The 23121-nt window shown below is 35.7% G+C and carries 20 protein-coding genes; 8 read left to right on the top strand and 12 right to left on the bottom strand.

The genetic code is table 11. The annotated features are described in order from the left end of the window. The first annotated feature begins 276 nt into the window (after window positions 1-276). The 6 genes from MODO_RS13080 to MODO_RS13055 are packed head-to-tail and all read left to right on the top strand — an operon-like array spanning window position 277 to window position 6449. The gene (locus MODO_RS13080) at window positions 277-882 is read left to right on the top strand and encodes a CDP-alcohol phosphatidyltransferase family protein (protein ID WP_059051191.1); all 606 of its coding nucleotides are present in this window, start codon (window positions 277-279) and stop codon (window positions 880-882) included. Next, on the top strand, window positions 883-1674 hold the full coding sequence (locus MODO_RS13075; RefSeq protein ID WP_059051189.1) for a phosphatidate cytidylyltransferase: 792 nt from the start codon (window positions 883-885) through the stop codon (window positions 1672-1674). Beyond that, a complete protein-coding gene (locus MODO_RS13070; protein ID WP_059051187.1) occupies window positions 1662-2696 on the top strand; it encodes a patatin-like phospholipase domain-containing protein in 1035 nt (344 codons plus the stop codon). Before MODO_RS13075 ends, MODO_RS13070 begins: the two co-directional genes overlap by 13 nt. After that, a complete protein-coding gene (locus MODO_RS13065) occupies window positions 2693-3448 on the top strand; it encodes an SDR family NAD(P)-dependent oxidoreductase (protein ID WP_059051185.1) in 756 nt (251 codons plus the stop codon). The genes MODO_RS13070 and MODO_RS13065 overlap by 4 nt, the downstream gene beginning before the upstream one ends. After that, entirely contained in the window at window positions 3430-4719 is a 1290-nt protein-coding gene (locus MODO_RS13060) for a phosphatase PAP2 family protein (protein WP_059051183.1), read from the top strand. The genes MODO_RS13065 and MODO_RS13060 overlap by 19 nt, the downstream gene beginning before the upstream one ends. 23 nt (window positions 4720-4742) lie before the next feature. Continuing rightward, window positions 4743-6449 (top strand): bifunctional alpha/beta hydrolase/class I SAM-dependent methyltransferase, encoded by a 1707-nt coding sequence (locus MODO_RS13055; RefSeq protein WP_059051181.1) that lies wholly within the window; start codon window positions 4743-4745, stop codon window positions 6447-6449. A 337-nt stretch (window positions 6450-6786) separates the two neighbouring features. Here MODO_RS13055 and MODO_RS13045 read toward each other — a convergent pair whose 3' ends face one another. After that, window positions 6787-7614, bottom strand: a complete 828-nt coding sequence (locus MODO_RS13045; RefSeq protein WP_059051177.1) for a DUF5694 domain-containing protein — start codon at window positions 7612-7614, stop codon at window positions 6787-6789. Between the two features lie 246 nt (window positions 7615-7860). On the opposite strand from MODO_RS13045, the gene MODO_RS13040 reads away from it, so the two are divergent. Both MODO_RS13040 and MODO_RS13035 read left to right on the top strand, forming a co-directional pair. Then, complete coding sequence (locus MODO_RS13040; protein WP_039330111.1) at window positions 7861-8901, top strand: sensor histidine kinase; 1041 nt, start codon at window positions 7861-7863, stop codon at window positions 8899-8901. Beyond that, window positions 8898-9608: a LytR/AlgR family response regulator transcription factor gene (locus MODO_RS13035; protein ID WP_059051175.1), complete on the top strand. Its 711-nt coding sequence runs from the start codon at window positions 8898-8900 to the stop codon at window positions 9606-9608. The genes MODO_RS13040 and MODO_RS13035 overlap by 4 nt, the downstream gene beginning before the upstream one ends. Window positions 9609-10342: 734 nt before the next feature. Here MODO_RS13035 and MODO_RS13030 read toward each other — a convergent pair. The 11 genes from MODO_RS13030 to MODO_RS12980 form a co-directional block, all read right to left on the bottom strand. Further along, complete coding sequence (locus tag MODO_RS13030; RefSeq protein WP_016649061.1) at window positions 10343-10951, bottom strand: Type 1 glutamine amidotransferase-like domain-containing protein; 609 nt, start codon at window positions 10949-10951, stop codon at window positions 10343-10345. Window positions 10952-11063: 112 nt separating this feature from the next. Beyond that, the gene (locus MODO_RS13025; protein WP_016649060.1) at window positions 11064-11624 is read right to left on the bottom strand and encodes a methylated-DNA--[protein]-cysteine S-methyltransferase; all 561 of its coding nucleotides are present in this window, start codon (window positions 11622-11624) and stop codon (window positions 11064-11066) included. Window positions 11625-11883: 259 nt separating this feature from the next. Further along, window positions 11884-13128 carry a threonine ammonia-lyase IlvA gene (ilvA, locus tag MODO_RS13020; protein WP_059051173.1) on the bottom strand — a complete coding sequence of 415 codons (1245 nt, stop codon included), beginning with the start codon at window positions 13126-13128 and terminating at the stop codon, window positions 11884-11886. After that, on the bottom strand, window positions 13125-14171 hold the full coding sequence (gene ilvC, locus MODO_RS13015; RefSeq protein WP_006258342.1) for a ketol-acid reductoisomerase: 1047 nt from the start codon (window positions 14169-14171) through the stop codon (window positions 13125-13127). The genes ilvA and ilvC overlap by 4 nt, the downstream gene beginning before the upstream one ends. A 289-nt stretch (window positions 14172-14460) precedes the next feature. Further along, entirely contained in the window at window positions 14461-14973 is a 513-nt protein-coding gene (ilvN, locus tag MODO_RS13010) for an acetolactate synthase small subunit (protein ID WP_006258343.1), read from the bottom strand. 12 nt (window positions 14974-14985) lie between these two features. Beyond that, a complete protein-coding gene (ilvB, locus tag MODO_RS13005) occupies window positions 14986-16680 on the bottom strand; it encodes a biosynthetic-type acetolactate synthase large subunit (protein WP_059051171.1) in 1695 nt (564 codons plus the stop codon). Between the two features lie 324 nt (window positions 16681-17004). Next, window positions 17005-18708, bottom strand: a complete 1704-nt coding sequence (gene ilvD, locus MODO_RS13000) for a dihydroxy-acid dehydratase (protein ID WP_006258345.1) — start codon at window positions 18706-18708, stop codon at window positions 17005-17007. Window positions 18709-19410: 702 nt separating this feature from the next. Next, window positions 19411-20040 carry a hypothetical protein gene (locus MODO_RS12995; RefSeq protein WP_006258347.1) on the bottom strand — a complete coding sequence of 210 codons (630 nt, stop codon included), beginning with the start codon at window positions 20038-20040 and terminating at the stop codon, window positions 19411-19413. Window positions 20041-20358: 318 nt separating this feature from the next. After that, window positions 20359-20847: a PaaI family thioesterase gene (locus MODO_RS12990; protein ID WP_006258348.1), complete on the bottom strand. Its 489-nt coding sequence runs from the start codon at window positions 20845-20847 to the stop codon at window positions 20359-20361. Window positions 20848-20905: 58 nt separating this feature from the next. Continuing rightward, complete coding sequence (locus tag MODO_RS12985) at window positions 20906-21541, bottom strand: LysE family translocator (RefSeq protein ID WP_006258349.1); 636 nt, start codon at window positions 21539-21541, stop codon at window positions 20906-20908. Between the two features lie 124 nt (window positions 21542-21665). After that, entirely contained in the window at window positions 21666-23111 is a 1446-nt protein-coding gene (locus MODO_RS12980; RefSeq protein WP_006258350.1) for an aminotransferase-like domain-containing protein, read from the bottom strand. Between the last annotated feature and the right edge of the window lie 10 nt (window positions 23112-23121).

Raw genomic sequence — 23121 nt, 5'->3', positions numbered from 1 at the left:
ACAAAAATGCCAAACACACATTTTGTACAATATTTTTTTAGTTTTTTTATAACAAATAAGCACACTTAACTGTTATAATAGTATGTTTGTTATTTCTATTTTTCACTATTAAAGATAACACTTTATTATATAATATTTTTAGTTTCCAATCAATTTTTAACTACAAAAATCGAATTAACTACAACCTTAACACTATAAAATAATTAAAAAAACACATTCATTAACGTTTTTTAATATTATAATTCCGTTAATCCTTTATTAATAAAATCGTAAACTATGATATCCGTATATAAGATAAAGCCCTATTTTCAGAAATCGCTAATGCCAATACTAAATGCATTACACAAAAAGAAAATCACAGCTAATCAGATTACTGTATTCGCTATTGTCTTCTCTTTTGTATTAGCTGTGTTATTTTGGTATGCAGATAGCTACCACTTCTTCTTTCTTTGTTTACCTATCGGATTGGTTATTCGCATGGCATTAAATGCATTAGATGGCATGATGGCTAGGTTGTATAATCAGACTTCTAAGAAAGGCGAATTACTCAACGAGGTAGGTGATATTTTATCTGACTTTATCTTATTTATTCCTTTATTAAAGTTTCAACCAGAGAGCACCTATTTGATTGTCTTATTTATAGGCTTGAGTATTATCAATGAGTTCGCAGGGCTAATGGGAAAGATATTAGGTGGAGAGAGAAGATATGATGGTCCTATGGGCAAAAGCGATAGAGCATTAGTATTGGGAATATATGGATTACTGCTATTCTTAGATATTAATCTTAGTGGAGCGTCTTTCTATATCTTTATCGTTATCAATTTACTATTACTATTAAGCACAATCACAAGATGCCGCAAAGCACTTAAAAACGCACAATAGATGACAAAGGAAGGAAAGTTTGCAGATGTACCCCTACGCGTTAGGACATGGTGTTATATCGTTGTAGTGTTTGGCCTAGCGCTACTACATCCGTTGAGTTTATTAATGTTCATTATGTTCCTAATCTATTGGGGACAACTAGAGTTATTTACTTTTGCCATCCCTATAGGATCCCTAAAGTTAGGAGTAGCTGTATTGACTACCTTGATTATCACTATTTGTTTATTACTGCTACCTATTGAAGAGAGTTTACTTACTATACTTGGCTTAAGTATGATTGTTTCTGCTGGTATATACCTAAAATATAGAAACTATGCTTTCTTCTTAGTGATCATGACCATTTACCTGCTATCTACTGCGATATTATTCTATATCGGATTGGCAAAAGAAGGTTATAAATATCTCATTCTATTAGTTGTCCCAATGGAGCTAAACGATGTGAGTCAATATATGGCTGGCAAACTATTTGGCAAGACTAAGATAACTCCTCATATCAGCCCAAATAAAACACTAGAAGGCGTTATAGGTGGTATTGTGATGACTACAGGTATATTTAACCTGATGTACTATTTACTATTCGGGGAAGCCATTACGCTAAAGACTATTCTACTGGCGATGGCATTGAGTGTTTTAGGTTTTTTAGGAGACCTAACCTTCTCCTTAGTCAAACGAAGAGCAAATGTCAAAGACACAGGTACACTCCTTCCTGGACATGGAGGACTACTAGACCGTGTAGATAGTTTATTATACACCACTCCCCTATTTTATATTGTCATGTTATGGATCAAATAAAACCTTATAATCGCGTAGCGGTGTTCTCTGGTGGCGGAAGTCGCTTTGTGATGTACTGTGGTATGTATGTCGCGATGGTCGAACACAATATTCGACCTGACTTGATCATCTCAACCTGTGGAGCGACTATCTCTACATCGATTATACGCACCTTTAATACACCCGCGGCCATTAAAGAATATCTAGCGTCAGACGAATTTCTGACTGCTGCGATGAATACCTTTTTGACTAATCAGACGAGACTAGACCGCCTTCCGTACTACTGTATCAAGCACAGTAAGAAAAAAGAGAATGCTCCCTATCTATTAGACCTGTTTAGCAAGTATTTTGTTGATCAGCCTCAAAACCTAGATGAGAAATTCCCTTCTCTACTAACTACACATACTGATGCGCCAGAGGTCATTACCCTTGGTTCTGAGATATTATATACACCTAATCGAGTGAACAAAAAGAGAAAGGGCGAGAAAGCCTTTAAGAAAATACTCATTCCTACTGCTAATGTTCCTCTTGATTCATTATATCAATATATTGATCAATATAAATTTGACACAAATAGTGCAGTAGAGAGAGATACGGAATTACTTCTAGGGGTAGAATCTTTAAGAGCGATGCGTATTAGTACCTCTGATATGTTCTATATGGCACCTGCTCAGTATAGAGGCAAACAGTATTTGGGAGGAGCGATAGACCTTATCCCTTTTGAACTAGCCACTACATTAGGTAACGAAATATGGCTAGAACACAAAGCTCCTTATTCAGCCATGGAAGAAGGCTTAGTAAGAGCTGTATTTGGCTACAGTGGGAATGAACGACTTCAACAAGCAGCAGCTATCACAGCCAATAGATTAGACACCAGTGATATGAGACAAAAACTCTCTGGGGGCTATCTAAGCCGTAAGATTAATTGGAGAAAGTTTGCTTTAGAAATACAATTACCCATTTCTAAAGAAGACTGTAAAGAACAGATATTTAGACAATTTGACTATGGATATCAAGTAGTCCTTAATGCATTAAAACAATGAAAAATGTCTTTATCACAGGAGGTACATCAGGTATAGGATGGGCATTAGCTCAGCGTTATTTACAAGAGGGCTATCGTGTAGGTATTGGCAGTCGAAATCCTCACAAAGAAGGACATGACTTCTCTGTACATCCTAATCTAACTGTCTATACAGTAGATGCAACAGACCTACCTCAACTACGAGATGTTATAAACACATTTAGTCAAACTAAGCTTGATATACTGATAGCAGGAGCAGGTAATTATACGGATAGTGCCTTAGAGCATATCTCATGGGAAGATACCAATGCCATGATAGACAATAATATCAAAGCAACCCTAAATGCATTAGAAGTAGCGAGAGACTGTATGCAGGACAACGGAGGAACTATTGTCTGTATCGCTTCGATATCAACCTTTTTAGACTATAATGAAGCAACAATCTACACAAGGTGTAAGCAAGCAGTAGTAGCACTTACCAAAGCGTATCAACGCGCCTATAGAGATAAAGGGATTAAAGTCATCAGTGTGCACCCTGGTTATGTCGCTACACCTAGACTACTAGAACTCAATAGTGATGATTTGTCTAAAAAACAATATGTTATCACTCCTACAGAAGCAGCTGATATCATCTATACTGATATTACACAAGGCAAAGAACTGATAGTCTTTCCTAAAAAGATGTATCGACTAATTCGCTGTTTACAGCTATTCCCTAAAGGAATATTACAACGTATTATGCACAAAAAAGCAAAATGGCAAAAGAAGAAATAACTCCTACTTTTAAACAACGAACCAAAACAATGCTACTCTGTTATGCTGTCTTCATTATTTTATATATGGCAGCACAGTATTACGCTGTATATAGAGCATTGGATTGGTCTGTGACCTTAGCGATAGATCCCTATATCCCATTTATAGAGTGGATGATTATTCCCTATAGTACTAGTGGACTATTCTTCTTACTCGTTTTTTATTGGGTAGATTCTATTTATCAATTGAGATTACTGACTAAGCGTATGTTAGCAGTCACTATAATCGCCTTTATTGGGTTTATTGTATTCCCTATTCAGTTTACAGTAGAGAGACCTTTGCATACAGTGGCTTTGTTTATCCCCCTTTTTGACTTTATCACGACATGGGATACCCATTATAATCAAGCTCCATCACTACATGTAGCCTATGCAGTTGTGTTTATGACTGTTGTAGAACACACTAGAAGATTTAAGGTATTTACCAAAGTCTTCTTACATATCTGGCTTGCCCTAGTAGCGCTCTCTACACTATTTGTCTATCAACATCACACCATTGATTTGATCACAGCCATTCTAGTTTGTTTAGGTACTTTTATCTTTCTACCAAACAAAGAGAAAGCCCTATACCTCAATATAAAAAAAGGATTGATATACTTTGTTTTAGCGACTATGTTATTGGGTGTTGCTTGTTATTCACTTGAGTGCTATACCTCTATTTTATTGCTTTGGATAGCGACTAACCTTATCTATATTGGCATTGCTTATATACAGAATAACATTTATTTCATCAAAGATAAACAAGGACAAATTAACTTGTGGAAATACCTTGTTCTACTGCCTTATATTACAACTTATTATATCCTGAGAAGACTAAACAAAGTCTATTACCCAGTAGAGGTCAAGGAGATGATCCCTCAGCTCTATATCGGATCTTTACTTTCTTCTAAAGAAGCTTCAGCTCATTTTGATTCAAGTGAAGTAATAACCTATGACCTATCTGCTGAGATGAAGGAGAACAGTTATTTATTACATCATTCTGCCTATCACTTTTATCCGCTTTTAGATGTAGGACAGGCCAATCAAGAATATATTCAGCATATCGTAACACATATTATTAACGCGTATCAAAACAAAAAAAACAATACTGTAATCTATATACACTGCGCTATGGGACTGTCTAGAAGCATGACTATAGCGGCTTTAGTTTACGCTTATTATACAGGTTGCACACAAAAAGATGCGCAGGCATATATACAATCTATTAATCAAAACGCTATCTTTAAATTATAAATTGCTATAAAAAACACTAATATATGATAGAAGGAACATTCACTAGCTTTGATAATGCAGCTATATTTTATAGAGCTTGGAGTTACAAAGAAGGACAAAAAACAATGATTGTCCTACATCGTGGACATGAGCATTCTGCTCGTTTAGCAGAGTTTGCACAGAGTGCTCCATTTGCTAATTATAACGTATTTAGTTTTGACTTTAGAGGGCATGGATATACAGAACAGGAAGTATCTCCTAACTTTATGGACTATGTGCGAGACCTAGATGCCTTCGCTCATTACCTAAACCATACCTATCAGATACACTATCACGACACTTTCGTAGTAGCCAATAGTATTGCTGGGGTTATAGCAAGTGCTTGGGTACACGATTACGCTGTTCCTATCGCAGGTATGGCATTACTTGCTCCAGCATTCTCTATTAAACTATACGTTCCTTTGGCTAAAGAAATGATAGCACTGGGTACTAAGTTTAAACCAGATATGATTGTGACAAGCTATGTAAAGTCTAAGGTATTAACTCATGAAAAAGATCAACAAGTAGCTTACGATAGCGACCCGTTAATCACGAAGTTTATCAATGGGCGTATGCTTGTAGACTTATTGGATGCAGGAAAACGCATTGTAGATGATGCAGCGGCTATTACTGTACCTACGATTGTCTTCTCAGCTGGGAAAGATTACGTAGTCAAGAACAAATGGCAACAACGCTTCTTTCACAATCTAAGCAGTGACCTAAGAGAGTTTAAAACACTTAAAGACAGCTTCCACGGTATCTTATTTGAAAAAGGACGTGAACAAGTGTATAAAGACATTGCTAAGTTTATGGAGAAGAGCTTCGCTGCTCCTAAAGTAAAAATCAACCTAAAAGCGGATAAGTTTACTACTGATGAGTACTACCAAATGTTATTTGGTCTATTGCCATCTGTCGAATTGCTATCTTATAAAATCCAGAAGAAACTATTAGGTATAATAGGTCCTCTATCAGAAGGAATGCGATTAGGACTGTTATATGGTTTTGACTCTGGTATCTCTCTTGACTATGTGTATAAAAACACTCCTCAAGGGAAGTTAGGCTTCGGTAAAATAATGGATAAGAACTACCTTAACGCTATCGGATGGGCAGGTATTCGCCAACGAAAAGTTCATCTATTACAACAAATAGACAAACAGATAACGCTGTTACAAGAACAAGGAAAACCTATCAAGATACTAGACGTAGCGGGAGGTACTGGTAATTATTTATTCGACATCAAAGCAAAATACCCTGATGCAGAAATAGTAGTCAATGACTTTAAACGTTCGAATATTGAAGTCGGAGAAGCTTATATCAAACAGCACAATCTAACTGGTATTCGTTTTACGAACTATGATTGTTTTGATCTAAACACTTATCCGCTATTCAACTTTGAGCCAAATATTACTATCATTTCAGGTATTTTTGAATTATTTGATGATAACGATATGATTTGCAATACCATCAAAGGAATAAGTAGTATAGCGACTAACAACAGCGTGATTGTGTACACAGGACAGCCATGGCACCCACAGTTAAAAACAATTGCCTTTGTACTAAAGAGTCACAGAGATACAGACTGGGTAATGCGTCGTCGTTCTCAGTATGAACTTGATAAACTATTCGTTTATAACAGCGTATTTAAACAGAATATGTTAATCGATAACTATGGTATATTCACAGTATCCGTAGGTAAGATTGTCAAATCATAAATAACAAAAGCCCTCATCATCATTGAGGGCTTTTTTATTACCACTCAGATTGCTCTAAGTAGCCTAATTTTGTGAAGGTGTGAAGGTGTGAAATCGCTGTTTTCTGTTCCCCGTTCCCTGTTTTCCGTGACACGCATAATAATGCGTCTCTACATGATGTGACAGATGTTCCTCCTTGCGCAAACTCTCCCGACTTTCCTATTTTCTGTTCCCTGTTTCCCGTTCCATGTTTTCCGTTCCCTGTTTCCCTGTTTCCCGTTCCCTGTTTCCTGTTTCCTGTGACACGCATAGTAATCGTCTCTACATGATGTGACGGATGTACAAAACTCTTAACTAATTACTTAAACTTCTCTAGGTAGTCTAGTGTGTTTACTAACTCATACTTAGGGCTGCGTTCTAACCACATATTAAAGAATGCAGTATGCGTTCCCCCCATTAATATAAATACACGATCATCTTTCGTCAGTGGTATTTGGTTTAGGTTAGAATACATCACTAAGTTACGGTGATAGAATTTAGCTCCTTCATCAGCTCCTTCAGACTTGCCTGGAGAAGACACATGAGTCAGCATATCAGCATTCAGATTAATCAAAGCATCGAATACCTCTTTTTTATTATTGAAGTAAAGCATTTGCTTCACATCCCTCATCTTTTTTTCTCCTTCATCTAATACTTTAAAACAAGCCGCCATATAATCATCATATAATTGCTTATCATTGTATCTTCCTACTTTCTGTGCTATCATATAGTTATATCCTTCAGAATAATCTATACCATATAGTTTATCTACATTAGTTAATCGTCCTAATTCAAAAGCTAATAAAGTTATTTCATTAGGGTTTTTAAATACCTTATTGGGATTTGTCAAGTACTCCTGATAAGACTTGTTTAAACTCTCGTTAGATTCTGGTAATTGCTCTACGATAATCACAGTTGGTTTAAAGGCCGCTAAAGCTCTAGCTACCTCGTGTATCATCTCCTTGTTTTTGGAATTGTGTTCATCGAACTCTGTAGTACTCGCATCAGATGTATACCCCATGTGAAACGTTCCCATATTCAGTACTGGGATAGGGTGTTCTGATTTTAGATTATCGTTTACTTGAGCATTGGCTATTTGCCCTCCCATTAAACACATCGCAAATAAACTGAATAATTTAGTTCTCATAATTGTTTGTTTTTTTATAGTTCTATTTTTTTGTTTTTTGGTGATGTCGTAACGTGTATTCTCCCGACTTCCCTATTTCCAATTTCCAGTTTCCTTAAACTTCTTTAAATATTCTTTTGATTATAGGACAAAGATGAAATAGTAAGCGCTTTCTCTTTTTACTTTTTCGACCAACACTCTATTTTATCCGATGAACGCTCTTTATTTAAAAACTAAGTTTTAATAGCTTTACAAAAAACAATACTTATGAAGACAGTAGAGGTTTTATCCATCCAAAAAGAAAGAAAATTACACTTACTCTTATGGCTATTCATCATCTATATTTACTATGTTCACTTAGATTATAATGCTCCATATTTAATTAGATTTACTGATTTCTCTATTCTAAATAATACCACTGCTATCATCTTCGTTAGCGTTTTTTACTTTCATTACCTTTACATTATGCCTCAAGTGATGAAGTCGTTCACTTGGAAAAAAGTTTTTCTAGGATGGCTATCTTCTTATCTCTTTTTCTTGGTAATAAGAGCTTTTATAGAACAAGGCGTCATATTGTGGATATGGGGCGTACAGAATTATTACCCTGGTACTCCAGTATTATTTTACATCTTTGACAACTTATACTTTAGTCTAATTCCTATTCTTTCTTCTACTATCACTTTTATTATCATCTATTTGATTCGAAGTCTACAATTAAATCAAATTATAAAACAAGAAAAAAATGAAGTAGAATTGCGCTTTTTAAAATCACAGATAAATCCTCATTTCGTCTTTAATACACTAAACAATATCTATTCTTTAGTCTATCAGAAGTCTGAACAGGCGCTCCCTGCTATAGATAAACTAAGTCAACTCATGAGGTATATGACTTATGAAACGGATACAGATCATATAGAACTTCAAAAAGAAATCAACTATATACAGGACTTCATTGACCTAGAGAAAATGCGTATCGCAGGACAAACACATATCATCCTAGACATAGATATAGAAAATCCTAGTCTACTCATTCCTCCTTTATTGTTACTTCCTTTCATAGAGAATGGTTTTAAACATGGAATATTAACAGATCAAGAACATCCTTTTACAATTGCGATTAAACAGCATAATAACCTACTTGAAATACATACTCAAAACAGGACTAACAATTATAACAAGGATAAGACTAGTGGAATAGGTCTAGCCAATATCCACAAACGCTTAGATTTACAATTTCAGAATAAACATACTTTGAAAATTACAGAAGAAGCGAATATCTTTACTTGCCAACTATCCATTGAATTATGAATCCTATCCGATGCTATATACTAGATGACGAACCCTTAGCGGTAGCCTTACTAAGCGATTATGTACAGAAGTCTCCTCAGCTAGAGCTAGTAGGAAGTTCTACCTCTGCATTAACAGCTTTAACTGAATTACAACAACTAGACGTAGACTTGTGCTTCATCGATATACAAATGCCTGAACTAACAGGACTGCAAATCATGAATCTACTGGGGAGAAAGGCTTACTTCATCATCACCTCAGCGTATAACCAATATGCATTAGAAGGGTATGAGCATAATGTAATCGATTATCTATTAAAACCGATTACCTATGAGCGTTTTTTTAAAAGTATACAGAAGGCTTCTCCCATTATACAGCAAAATAATATAGTGACAACTCCTCCAAAAATAGATCAAGAGAATCACTTATTTATCAAAACAGATGGTAAGCATATCAAAGTACTCTTTAATGATTTAAAGTACATAGAAGGGTTAAAAGATTATTTGGTATTACATCTAGTGAATGAACGTCTTATCACGCTATGCACTTTAAAGGAGATGGAAGATAAACTACCTAGTCATCAATTTATCCGTGTACATAAATCCTTTATTATCAACAAACAACACTTAGATACTATAGAGCGCAATAGACTATATATAGATAAGGCCATCATCCCTATAGGAGAGACTTATAAAAAATTGGTATTAGGTCAATTATTAAAGGAATAAGTTCTCTTCTATTATTTAAACATAATCGATTAATTATTACTCTGATATATAGTTTAAATACACCTATTACCTTATTTACAATGTTGGATTTATCTAATCAACTGTAAGTAGATTTTACTCTTGTTGTACTCCCAATTCTACTTGCTTTGACATATTTCAATACTAAATCTAATATCCATCCTTCGTGACTCCGTTAAAACATCCAAAATAACGGACTCACTACGGACTCACTACGAACTCATACCAATTAAATACCGTATAACTCTTTACTATAAGAACACTCTGGATACAAAAAAAAGAAGGTGATCTTTCGGATCACCTTCTAAGTGTTGAGTTAATCTTAAAACAACAATAATGAACTATGTGAGGTAAAATTACTTGATTCCAATTCAAAATAAATATAAATATCAAATGTAATTAGAAGAATACTAACTCATTTCAATGTTTTATATCTAATGAAGTATATTCAGACAAATAAGAATTAAAAAAAGGCTACATCACTGTAACCTTCTAAAAATTTCTTAACACTTTAATTGTAATTGTTTCCTTTTCTAAGGAAAGAAAAATAATAACGAAAGATTGATAAAAAGATAAGGGCAATTTTACTCTATCAATCTCTCATCGTTTTTAATTTGTTTGGTTACTGCAAGCTATTACATTTGATAAGAAGAACAAACTATAAAAGCTGACCAATTTCAAACATTATCCCCCCTATTCCACTTTTACACTTTGAATTATAGTGACAACACCTCTATTTCTTGGTTTTGGACAGTCAGAACTTGGTAATTATTTAACAACACTAAAGGCAATTTATCCTTATATTCTTGATATACTTGTTCAGCTACTTCTGTAAAAGGTTCACATCCATAATGTACTAAAGGATATTGATCTATCATTCCCATTGCCTTGTATTCTGTCAACTTAGGGGCAAATGATTTGTCATCCATTGCCTCTATATATCGAATGTCAGGACACATCACAACACTTCCTGCCGAAGTCCCTATATACAGCTTCCCTTTAGACACCTCTGCTTTTATTAAGTAATCAGCACCCATTTCTTTTAAAGTTTGGAGTAGGTAAAAAGAGTTTCCCCCAGACATAAAAATGTAATTATTAGTAGTTACTTTCTCTCTGATTTCTTCATTACTTGCTGTACTCAGTTCTAATACATCTACAATGATTCCTAAACTTTCGAAAGCTCTTTTGTCATTCTCCACATGTCCCACATACTCTTCTACTACACTGGCTGTGGGAATAAAGGTCACCCTTTTTCCTTTTACTTCTTCACCAGCAAAGTCACTAAATAAGCTAACTACATCACAGAATGAAGAACTTAAAAACATCTTTATCACCCTAATAATTCTTTAAATTAAAAAGACTAAAATACAATTCTTACTAATACGCTTTTGCGATTAATTATAGCTATTTTCAAAACCACAATTTACTATACTGACCTCAGTATAAACTCAATGTTAACTGAGAAGAAGAGAATCTCTCTTTATTCTCTAATTCTAATAAGAATTTCTTTCTCCAAATCCCTCCTCTGTAGCCTGTCAGACTACCATCAGTACCTATAATTCGGTGACATGGGATCACAATAGCTATTCTATTCATTCCATTCGCATTCGCTACAGCTCTAATACTTTTTGGAATCTGTAGATACTCCGATTGTTCTTTATAAGATTTTGTTTCTCCATAAGGGATATGAAGAAGCCCATGCCACACCTGTTGTTGGAATGCTGTTCCTATTAGATCTAAAGCAACACTAAAAGTAATTAGCTCTCCTTCAAAGTACTTCTTTAACTCCTCTTTTAACTGGGTAATATGTCTGTTCTCTCCAGATACAATCACGGCATTCTTCTCTTTACTAAGATGATCATACTCCTTCTGTATTACCTCTATATCAGCAAACTCTAATAAACAAATTCCCTTATCTGTAGCACAGACCACGATAGTACCGATAGGAGTTTCTAGTTGTTGTAAATCTATAATACATTGTTCTGTACTTTGTCCCATAACGAATAGAGCTTATTTTCAGTCTACTAATTTAAAACTAGAATACACATAGACCAAATACTACAAAACAATTCTACTCCTGAAATCTTTCATTCATTCTATAGCTATACTTAAATCACTCAGGACTATCTGTCCTATATAATTACTCTTGACAACAACTCTATTCGTTCTCTATTCTAGAATAAAAAATAGGTTCCGAGAAACAATCGGAACCTATTCAATGCTGACTTACTAATCAAGTCATTTATAAAGAAATCTACTAGCCAACTAAATGAGTAAATAGTGCTTCATTATCATTTAAGTACTGATAATTAAAATTATGTTTCTCTAATTGTTTAATCAGATGATCATAATCGAGTCTGTTGGCTAATTCTATCCCTACTACTGCAGGGCCTCTTTCTCTATTATTCTTTTTGGAAAACTGAAAATAAGTGATATCATCATCTTTCCCTAGTACTTCATTGACAAACTCCTTTAACGCTCCTGGTCGCTGTGGAAAATTAACGATGAAATAATGCTTTAGCCCTTCATATAAGAGTGAGCGTTCTTTTATCTCTTCTGTACGAGTAATATCGTTATTACTTCCACTTACTACACAGACTACCTTTTTGCCCACCAATTTATCTTTATACAAATCAAGAGCAGCTATACTCAAGGCTCCAGCTGGTTCTACCACTAGTGCTTCTTCATTATAAAGCTTGAGAATAGTAGTACATACCTTTCCTTCGGCTACTGTTATTACATCGTGTAAACTCTCTTTACAAATAGCAAAGTTTAAATCTCCAACTCGCTTAACAGCAGCCCCATCTACAAAGGTATCTACTGTATTTAATGCCGTATTCACATTCTCTTGGATAGAAGTCTGCATAGATGCTGCTCCTGCTGGTTCTACTCCTACTATATGTGTATGTGGGCTTAAATGTTTAAACACAGTACTGACTCCGGCTGCTAAACCTCCTCCTCCAATAGGGACGAATACATAATCAATAGGCTCTTTCATAGCCTGTAATACTTCTAATGCTACAGTACCCTGACCTGCGATTACCTCTTCATCATCAAAAGGATGAATAAACACCGCTTTATTCTCTTTACAATACAAGCTTGCTTCTGCATAACAGGCGTCAAATGTATCTCCTTTCAAAACGATGTTAACCTTATCTTTACCGAATAGTTTGACTTGATCTATCTTCTGTTTAGGAGTAGTAATCGGCATAAATATCGTTGCGTGGATATCTAGATGATGACAAGCGAAAGCGACTCCTTGCGCATGATTACCTGCACTAGCACATACTACACCTCCAGACTGCTCGTCTGGAGTAAGTGTAATAACCTTATTATATGCTCCTCTCAACTTATAAGAGCGTACAGGTTGCAAATCTTCTCTTTTCAAATAGATATCTGCCTGATATACTGTACTTAGGTTTAGATTTTTCATTAAAGGAGTCTGGACGACGACTCGTGCAATATTCTGTTGTGCTTGATATACTTTTGTCAATAAGTTCATGATTGGGATGGTCTTAGTTTTCTCACCTCAGCACCTGTTTGCCAAAGTTCGCTTTCTCTTAATTCTTTTAATTCTTCTTCTAGCTTAGCTCTGTAATCTTTCTCGCTATTTGCCTTAATCACAATCTCTGCCTCTCTTCCTGACGCTACACTCTCATATAATTCTTTAAACACAGGAGTAGTAGCATCTCTAAACTTATCTTTCCAATCTAGCGCTCCTCGCTGTGCTGTAGTAGAACAATTAGCATACATCCAGTCCATTCCTCGATCTGCCACTAAAGGCATTAAACTCTGTGTCAACTCTTCTACTGTCTCATTAAATGCTTCGCTAGGTGTATGTCCTTTTGCTCTTAGTACATTGTACTGCGCTTCAAAAATACCTGCGATAGCTCCCATTAACACTCCTCGTTCTCCAGTCAAATCACTATAAGCTTCTCGCTCAAATGTTGTTTCAAACAAATAACCTGAACCAATAGCAATACCTACGGCTAAAGCTCTCTCCTGTGCTCTACCTGTAGCATCTTGGAAAATAGCATAGCTTGAGTTTAGTCCACATCCTTCTAAAAACAATGTACGCAATGATGTTCCTGACCCTTTCGGTGCTACTAAAAACACATCTATTCCTGCTGGTGGAATAATATTCGTTTTCTGATGAAAAGCTACTCCAAAGCCATGAGAAAAATACAATGCTTTACCTGCTGATAGATTACCTTTAACTGTCTCCCATGTATGGATTTGTCCTGCATCTGATAGTAGGTTCATGATAATTGTACCACGTTGGCAAGCTTCTTCAATATCAAATAGCGTTTCTCCTTCTACCCATCCATCCGCTACTGCCTTATCCCAACTAGTAGAATTCTTGCGTTGCCCTACGATCACATTGATCTTATTATCTCTTAAATTCTGTGCCTGTCCTGGTCCTTGTACTCCATAACCAATAACAGCCAACACTTCATTCTTTAATACTTCTCTTGCTTTATCTAATGTAAATTCTTCTCTAGTCACTACATTCTCTAGTGTTCCTCCAAAATTAATTTGTCCCATTTTTTATAGTTTTTTGTGATTTTGTTTTTTTGTGATTTCGTGAAATCGTTTTTTTGTGATGTTGTGATGTTGTGATGTTGGCGCGGATTTGTAATCCGTGACATATATCTCGTTTAAAGCTCTCTTGACTTCCCTGTTCCCTGTTCCCTGTTTTCTATTTTCTATTTTCTAACGTAGCGCCTACCTAGTAAGAGTAGTGCGACAAAGCGGTGACTCCCTAGCCGAAGGCAACTTCCTTAAGGCGTAGCCATACATTCTTAATTCTTAATTCCCCGAAGGGTAAACATTCTTAGTTCTTAATCAAATAAAGCTCTTCATAGTTCATAGGCTTCGTAATCGCTACTCTGCCAGAACGAGTAAACTCTAGTACACCATAACTAGACAACTGAGTAAAAAGATTCTCTATTTCTTCTATATACCCTGTTTTCTCTATCGCTATAAAATCTTTATCTACTGATAATATTCTAGCTTGATTCGCTCTAATGATTTGTTCTACTTGGGTATTAGACAATAAATTTGTCTTTACTTTATAAAGTGCTAGCTCTTGGTAAATAATATCACTATTCTTATGTGCAAATACCTTAAACACCTCTACTAATCGCTCTAACTGACCAATCAATTTATCAACTTGCTCTTGTGTACTTTTAAATACTACGGTGTATTTAAAAACCTGTTTTATCTCAGATTCTGACACTGTAAGACTATCTAGATTAATATGTCTACGCGTAAAAACATTGGTTATTCTCGTCAGCATCCCAATACTATTTTCAGTAAAAACTGACAATGTGAATTCCTCTTTCATACTCCTTGTCTTTTAATTTAATAATACATGAGAAACACTTGCTCCTGTTGGAATCATTGGATATACATTTTCTTCCTTCTCTACTACTATTTCTAATAGATAAGCTCCCGGATGAACAAGCATCTCTTCTAATGCATGTCTTAAGTCAGTTGCATGTTCTACTTTATTGCCTTTGATATTATACGATTGAGCAATACCTACGAAATTAGGGTTGTTCATCTCCGTAAAACTATACCTCTTCTCAAAGAACATCTGCTGCCACTGTCTTACCATACCTAAAAAACTGTTGTTTAGAATAATCATTTTCACCCCTATATTACTTTGCATAATTGTACCTAGTTCTTGAATATTCATCTGAAACCCTGCGTCCCCTGCTATCGCAACTACCGTTTGTTGAGGATTGCCTAGTTTAGCACCTACTGCCGCAGGAAGAGCAAACCCCATTGTCCCCAATCCTCCAGAAGTAATATTCGTCTTAGGGGAATTATACTCATAATAACGGGCTGTTATCATCTGGTGTTGTCCTACATCCGTTACAATGACAACTTCCCCTTTTGTCAATTCTGTCAATAACTTAACAGCATCCTCCATCATGATCTTGTCTGCATTGACTTGCTGTTTGTGAACTTTCAACTGTTCTACTTCATATGCTTTGCCTTGTTTAAACTCAGAAAGCCAATCTTTATGAGTACGCTGCTCTACTAGTTCAATCAAAGTATTTAATGCCTTTTTAGCATCACTTCGTATGCCGATATCTGCCTTAATAATCTTATTTAACTCTGCTGCATCTATATCAATATGAATAACCTTAGCTTGTTTTGCATATCGAGACACATCCCCAGTTACCCTATCGTCAAAGCGCATTCCTATAGCGATTAATACATCACACTCATTTGTCTTTATATTCGCTGCATAATCACCATGCATTCCAAGCATTCCACAGAAATGACTATGATTACTAGGCAATGCTCCTAAACCTAAAAGCGTGGAAGCAGTAGGTATATCTGTCTTTTCTACAAAGGCTTTTAACTCTTGTTCTGCATGACTTAATAATACCCCTTGTCCTACTAACAAATAAGGTTTTTTTGCCTTATTAATTAAATCAGCTGCTTGGTGAAAGCGTTCTAAATCGACTGGAGGTTCTGGAGCATAACTTCTCACCTCAGAACATGGTTTATATTCAAAAGCAGTCATACCGAACTGAGCATCCTTTGTGATATCAATCACAACAGGTCCAGGTCTTCCAGCCTTCGCTAGATAAAATGCTTTGGCAATAGTAGGTGCTATCTCTGAAGCCTTAGTCACTTGGTAGTTCCACTTCGTAATCGGCATCGAAATACCTATTACATCTGTCTCCTGAAACGCATCTGTCCCCAATAATTGAGATGTTACCTGTCCTATGATACACACCACAGGTGTTGAATCAATATAGGCATCTGCTAACCCTGTAATCAAATTAGTTGCTCCTGGTCCTGAAGTAGCAAAGACTACTCCTACTTTACCAGAAGCTCTTGCAAATCCTTGTGCTGCGTGTATTGCTCCTTGTTCATGGCGTACTAAAATGTGTTCTAGCTCATCCATTTTGTCATAAAGAGCGTCATAGATGGGCATTATGGCCCCACCTGGGTACCCGAATATTGTCTCTACTCCTTCACACAACAAAGAAGAGATTACTGCTTGTGCTCCTGTTAATTTTTCTTGTTGCATATTTTGTGTTTTTTTGAAATCGTTTTTTTTGTGATGTTGTTTTTTTCTGAAACCGTGATGACGTGATGTTGTTTTGTAGGGCGAATTGCAATTCGCCCCTACCGTTGTGTGCCGATAGGACGTGATGTTGTGATGGCGCGGATTTTTAATCCGTGACGTGTATTCTCCTGACTTTCCTGTTCCCTGTTTCCCATTCCCTGTGACACGCATAATAATGCGTTTCTACATTATGTGACGGATCTGTCTTACTGCGCAAAGTCTCCCGACTTTGAACAACCCTTTTCATAGCGCAGCCAAACATTCCTAATTCCTAATTTTAAATTCTTAATTCCCCGAAGGGTAAACATTCTTAATTCTATCCGTAATACATCCCTCTGATGCATCTGCCACACAGTTTGAGTATTTATACAATACTCCTTTTTTAAACTTTAGTGCTGGCTTTTGCCACTTTTCTCTACGGGCTTCTAATACCTTCTGATCAACTAATAGCTCTAGCTTTCTATTCTCTACATCAATGCTGATGATATCTCCATTCTCTACTAATGCAATTGTACCTCCATCATACGCTTCAGGAGTAATATGCCCTACTACGAAACCATGTGTACCACCTGAAAAACGACCATCCGTGATAAGAGCTACACTCTTGCCCAATCCTGCTCCCATAATTGCAGAAGTAGGCTTAAGCATCTCTGGCATTCCTGGACCTCCTTTAGGTCCACAATATCGAATAACGATTACTTCCCCTGGCTGAACTTCTTGAGCCGATACACTTGCAATAACTGCATACTCATCATTGAATACTCTTGCTTTCCCCTTAAAGAACGTTCCTTCCTTACCGCTGATCTTGGCTACACTTCCTTTCTCTGCTAGATTTCCATAGAGAAATTGTAAGTGTCCACTTTCCTTAATAGGAGTAGTGATATCCACAATGATATCTTGGTCCTTAGTCAAGTCTTTTGCTAAACTTAAGTTTTCTCTTACTGTCTTGCCTGTTACTGTAAGACAATCTCCATGTAATAATCCCTGATCTAGCAGGTGTTTCATAATAGCAGGTACCCCTCCTATTTTGTGCAAATCTTCCATAAGGTACTTTCCACTAGGTTTTAGATCTGCTAAGACAGGTACTCTATCGCTAATCTCCTGAAAGTCCTTTAGTGTAATCTCAATGTCTACAGCATGTGCCATCGCAATTAAGTGAAGTACAGCATTCGTAGATCCTCCTAGTGTAATCACCATTGTCATCGCATTCTCAAATGCTTCTCTAGTCATAATATCTGATGGCTTAATGTCTTTCTCTAATAGATTTCTCAAAGCCTGTCCCACTTCTAAGCACTCCTGTTTCTTCTCACTACTTAGAGCAGGATAGGAAGAACTATGTGGTAAACTCATCCCCAGAGCTTCTATCGCAGATGCCATTGTATTGGCTGTGTACATCCCTCCACAGGCTCCTGCTCCAGGGCAAGCATTCTTAATCACCCCTTTGTAATCTTCTTCTGAAATAGAGTTGCTAAACTTCTTGCCCAATGCCTCAAAAGCAGAGACGATATTTAGTGATTCGTCCTTGTATTTCCCCGAGTGTATAGTACCGCCATATACCATAATAGCTGGTCTATTTAGTCGCCCCATCGCGATAATTGCACCTGGCATATTCTTATCACAACCTGGGATAGCAATGACAGAGTCATACCATTGTGCATTAACCACTGTCTCAATAGAATCTGCTATAATATCTCGAGATACAAGAGAATACTTCATACCTTCTGTCCCATTCGAAATACCATCACTCACACCGATTGTGTTGAAGATTAACCCTACTAGTCCACTTTGTTTGACGCCTTGTTTTACATACTTCGCCAGATCGTTTAAGTGCATATTACAGGTATTGCCTTCATAGCCCATGCTTACAACACCTACCTGTGCCTTATCTAAGTCTTCTTCACTTAGTCCGATTCCATAGAGCATAGCCTGTGCCGCTGGCTGTGTTTGGTCTTGTGTGATTACTCTACTGTACTTGTTCAATACATTCATAACTGTGTTTTTTTGTTGATTATATATCCTTGATAACGAAACGACTAGAGAAGTTTAATTGCAAAATGCTTTAAATAAAAAAAGCCTCCCAATATGGGAGGCTTCAAATATTCTTTATCTCTAGATAGAAAAAATCAGCATAGCGACTCCCGTGCAAATGTGTTTACCACAATCACAATAATTAGAACCACTAGAATGTTTACTAAATTTTTCATCTTTTTTGTTTCTGATCTATAGGTCAAAGATATAAATTGATTTAACACAACCAAACAATAAAAACCAACTTACTTAATATTTTAATCAAAAAATAGGCAGTTTTACAGTGTAAAAAACAAACAAATTCAGTATAAAATATAAAAAAACCACTACCTTCAACATCACCTCTAAAAATATTTAACAAATAACCGTATTTAATCTGTCAAAAACAGTTTCTATAAACAAGGTCAAGTCTTGCTACGACTAGCTTCATCTCCAAAAGTGTTTTTTTGCTTAAAAAAGATGTATTTCAATGTATTTTTACCTAAAAACAACAAAAAAAGACTCTTTTTTATTCAAAAATCAAATAATTAAAGTCTTCTCTTTTTTTAGTAAAAAAAATTCAAAAAAGTTTTAATTAATACTATTTTTAGCCCTATAAATACCACGAAAAAGCAAAAAGGACACCTGTAAAAGTGTCCTTTTTCTTCTTATTCTGTCAGATTATTACTCATCTAAAACTATTTTACCTAAAAAAGCATGATCTACATTGATAAAGATTGTGTTTAACTTCTCCTCGTTATTCGATAATCTTTTATTATAAATTACTGTTTCTAAAGCTCCAAATACTTGTTTCTCCATCATTCTGCTCCAAAAAACAATCAAAGTATTCTCAGACGTACCCTCCATTCTAAAACCATATAACTCTTGTATTTGTTGTAATTTAATGTCCAATACAGATGTGCTAGATAATGGAGGAAACTGTTCAAATCGATTGCCTATATTCCAATCTAACTTCCATGTCCAATAATTTATAGGAACATTACAACTAGAATGTATAGAAACTAGGCTATCTCCTTTAAAATACAATAACTGTATAGGTTTGGTCAGCATATATTGTTTTTCTTTTTCTACGAAAGAGGAATAACTTATAAACTGTTCTTGTGTACTAATGAGAAACTGTGAGTCTCCAGGGTATTGCTCCTTTAACCTGATTAAAGACTCATCATAATCCTTTTGAGAAAATACTTCTAACTCTTGTATTCCCACTAATCTTAATACAATAGTTTCTGAGAAGACTACTACAAAGGTGATTATAACACCTATCATGATTAAAATAAAGTACCTCTTTTTCATTGTGCTTATTTTACTATTTTAAACCCAGATTATGCAATAGACATATAAACGAAAAGTAATTATACAAAATAGGTCTGAATTAGTGATTAAAGCATACTATAGTATGGTTTTAGAGCTAATGAAAGAACTATGAAGTAGAATTGCTTTGTAGTATTTGGCTAATGCTAATATGGGTTAAAACGTATCACCTCTCCTTTTATTTCATAATCAATACAGGTTCTTTACATTAAACAACAACTATATTTTCAAAACTAATCTTGATTTTACACTGCGAAATATTAGCACAAAAAAAGCCCACTTATTTAGTGGACTAATATATTATCTAAAGATCATACAGTTGGACACAGCATGTGCATATAATTTGCCTTCTGCATCTAGTAATTCACATTCTAAGTAAGCTGTAGTACGCCCCTTATGGATAATCTTCGTTTTCGTAGTTAAAGGAGGAGTATCTGCAGTTATTCTTCTCAAGAAATTCACTTTTAAATCTAATGAGGTAAAGCTTTCTCCGATCTCTAGGGTACTCAATAAAGAACATCCTATTGCCGAATCTAATACCGTACTAATGATACCTCCATGTACACTTCCTATTGGGTTATAATGGAACTCTTCTCCTTTTAGTTCGAATATGACCTGTCCTTTTTCTACAGAAACTACTCTAGAAGATATTGTTTCTTGTATAGGAGCCATCGGTAAATTCCCTTCTAATACCTGCATTAGAAATTCATATCCATTTAACTTCTTTGCCTCTTCTAAAGTTTTATTAGGGTCTTCCCAAGAGAAAGTACGCGTTCTATTGATGCTCATAATTTTAGTTTTTAGATTAGTTTAGAGCTAAAAGTACTAAATCCTAAAAACAGAAACACTATTTTCCCTTTGAAATAGCCATTTTAAAAGCTAAAAATAACAATACGCTCCCCATAAACCACTTCTGTACTTTCACCCATAGAGGTTGTCTCTGAAAGAAAGAAGCCATCTTAGCAGCAAATAAAACGATTAAGAAGTTATTGATAAAGCTAACGAGTAGTTGAGTAGTTCCTAGTGTTAAACTCTGTACCAATACAGATCCATAAGCTGGCTTAATAAACTGGGGAAACAAAGAAAGATAAAATACCGCTACCTTAGGATTCAATACATTCGTTAAAAAACCTATTGAGAACAATTTACTCGGAGAATCTACTTTAACGCTTTGTTCTACATCAAATATATTCTTTGCATTAGGTTTTAACGCTTGAAACGCCAAAAACACTAAGTACAGCGCACCTGTCCACTTCAGTATAGCATAGGCATAAGGTATGGTAAATAATATAGCCGTCAATCCAAAAGACACTAATATAATATGAAACAGAAAACCGCAGATCACTCCCATTAGAGAGATAAACCCCGCTCTTTTGCCTTGTGATAATGTTCTCGTAATAAGGTATAACATATTTGGCCCAGGAGTAATAGCCAAGACTACTGCCGCTATCGCAAACAGCATTAAATCGTGTAGTGGAATCATAAATAATAGTTGGTTTAGTCAAGTCAAATGTAATTTTTTTTCTTGATAGATAAGTTTTTCAAATTACTTTTTTCTCTTTTATTTCAACGTGTATTTACAACTCCCCCTTTTCTTTCAGCTATTCCTATTCTGTATTAACAGTCTTTAAGTTTTGCAATTGTCTAGCTAATAAACCTATCTGTTTAATCTTGCCCTCTAATTGTACATCCCAAGGCAAGCCAAAGCACAATCGCATGGAGTTGTTATACTGATTTTGCAAAGTGAACATCCGTCCAGGAGCTATACTTATTCCTTTCTTCATCGCTAAGTCATACAACTCTATAGTATCAATCTCTTCACTAAACTCTATCCACAAAGACAACCCTCCCTGTGGTTGGCTAATCTTAATATTCTTAGGAAAACTCTGCTGAATAACTCTAGCATAGTTCTGATAATTCTGATATAGTTTTCTTCTTAGTTTTCGCAAGTGTTTATCGTATTTCCCTGACCTTAAGAAATTAGCTACAGCCTCTTGTTCTAAGGAAGAGGAAGAGATAGACTGTATCAGTTTGATATTTTGCACTTTATCTTTATACTTGCCAGGTGCTACCCATCCTACTCTAAACCCGGGTGCAAGTGTTTTAGAGATAGAACTACACCAAAGCACATTGCCTGTCTTGTCAAATGTCTTACAGCAAGTAGGTCGATGACCTTCAAAACATAGATCACCATAGACATCATCTTCTATCAAAGGAATATCGTGCTGTGCCAATAGCTCTACCACCTCTTTCTTGTTCTCATCAGGCATACAGCTCCCTACAGGAGTATTGTAGTTTGAGATTAAAATACAAATATCTATTTCTGAGACCACCTCTCTTAGCGCTTCTACTTTTATCCCTGTATTAGGATTAGTCGGTAATTCAAACACCTTTAGCCCCAACCCTAGAGCTAATTGTAGAATACCAGGATAACAAGGACTCTCTATCGCAACAGTATCTCCAGGTTTACTCAATGCTGTTAGACAAAGAGCTACTGCATTCATCCCTCCATTTGTGGTGATCAAGTCTTCCTCCTGAAGATTAGCTCCCCAACCTGAAGATCGCAAAGCAATCATTCTCCTCAGATTGGCGTTGCCTTCTAATCGTTCGTATTGTACCCCACCAGTAGGCAAATCTCTCGTGGCTTGTACTATTTCTTTCTTTAATTTAGCAATAGGCAACATATCTCCATACGCCACGGTATAAGATAGTAATAAGAGGTCTTCTCTTCCTATATTTGCATATACTTTTTGAAGAATATCATTAGGTTCACAGTGATTAGCTAATAAAATGGGATTACTCTCCTCAGGAAGAGGCAAGTTCTTATAACTTAATTTACTCACAAAATAACCACTCTGAGGTTTCGAATAAATCAAAGACAGGGATTCTAACTCTAAGAAAACACGTCTTGCTGTATTCATACTAATCTCATATTCTGCGCATAACCCGCGCAAGGAAGGTAACTTCTCTCCTTCTCTAATATTTCCACTTCTAATCTGAGAAGCTATATTCTCTGCAATCTCACTATACAAAAAGGTTTTGCTCATATTCATCTACTAACTG

The organism is Myroides odoratimimus (assembly GCF_001485415.1).
GTDB classification, from domain to species: domain Bacteria; phylum Bacteroidota; class Bacteroidia; order Flavobacteriales; family Flavobacteriaceae; genus Flavobacterium; species Flavobacterium odoratimimum.
This window is presented reverse-complemented; position numbering and strand designations above follow the sequence as displayed.

Coding starts and splice junctions, on each gene's coding strand:
- ilvB (WP_059051171.1), bottom strand. CDS start 16,680: ATGCAACAAGAAAAATTAACAGGAGCACAAGCAGTAATCTCTTCTTTG.
- MODO_RS13065 (WP_059051185.1), top strand. CDS start 2,693: ATGAAAAATGTCTTTATCACAGGAGGTACATCAGGTATAGGATGGGCA.
- MODO_RS12985 (WP_006258349.1), bottom strand. CDS start 21,541: ATGATTCCACTACACGATTTAATGCTGTTTGCGATAGCGGCAGTAGTC.
- MODO_RS13030 (WP_016649061.1), bottom strand. CDS start 10,951: ATGTTTTTAAGTTCTTCATTCTGTGATGTAGTTAGCTTATTTAGTGAC.
- MODO_RS13025 (WP_016649060.1), bottom strand. CDS start 11,624: ATGGGACAAAGTACAGAACAATGTATTATAGATTTACAACAACTAGAA.
- MODO_RS13070 (WP_059051187.1), top strand. CDS start 1,662: ATGGATCAAATAAAACCTTATAATCGCGTAGCGGTGTTCTCTGGTGGC.
- MODO_RS13080 (WP_059051191.1), top strand. CDS start 277: ATGATATCCGTATATAAGATAAAGCCCTATTTTCAGAAATCGCTAATG.
- ilvC (WP_006258342.1), bottom strand. CDS start 14,171: ATGGGACAAATTAATTTTGGAGGAACACTAGAGAATGTAGTGACTAGA.
- ilvA (WP_059051173.1), bottom strand. CDS start 13,128: ATGAACTTATTGACAAAAGTATATCAAGCACAACAGAATATTGCACGA.
- ilvD (WP_006258345.1), bottom strand. CDS start 18,708: ATGAATGTATTGAACAAGTACAGTAGAGTAATCACACAAGACCAAACA.
- MODO_RS13045 (WP_059051177.1), bottom strand. CDS start 7,614: ATGAGAACTAAATTATTCAGTTTATTTGCGATGTGTTTAATGGGAGGG.
- MODO_RS13060 (WP_059051183.1), top strand. CDS start 3,430: ATGGCAAAAGAAGAAATAACTCCTACTTTTAAACAACGAACCAAAACA.
- MODO_RS12995 (WP_006258347.1), bottom strand. CDS start 20,040: ATGAAAAAGAGGTACTTTATTTTAATCATGATAGGTGTTATAATCACC.
- ilvN (WP_006258343.1), bottom strand. CDS start 14,973: ATGAAAGAGGAATTCACATTGTCAGTTTTTACTGAAAATAGTATTGGG.
- MODO_RS13040 (WP_039330111.1), top strand. CDS start 7,861: ATGAAGACAGTAGAGGTTTTATCCATCCAAAAAGAAAGAAAATTACAC.
- MODO_RS12990 (WP_006258348.1), bottom strand. CDS start 20,847: ATGAGCATCAATAGAACGCGTACTTTCTCTTGGGAAGACCCTAATAAA.
- MODO_RS13075 (WP_059051189.1), top strand. CDS start 883: ATGACAAAGGAAGGAAAGTTTGCAGATGTACCCCTACGCGTTAGGACA.
- MODO_RS13055 (WP_059051181.1), top strand. CDS start 4,743: ATGATAGAAGGAACATTCACTAGCTTTGATAATGCAGCTATATTTTAT.
- MODO_RS13035 (WP_059051175.1), top strand. CDS start 8,898: ATGAATCCTATCCGATGCTATATACTAGATGACGAACCCTTAGCGGTA.
- MODO_RS12980 (WP_006258350.1), bottom strand. CDS start 23,111: ATGAATATGAGCAAAACCTTTTTGTATAGTGAGATTGCAGAGAATATA.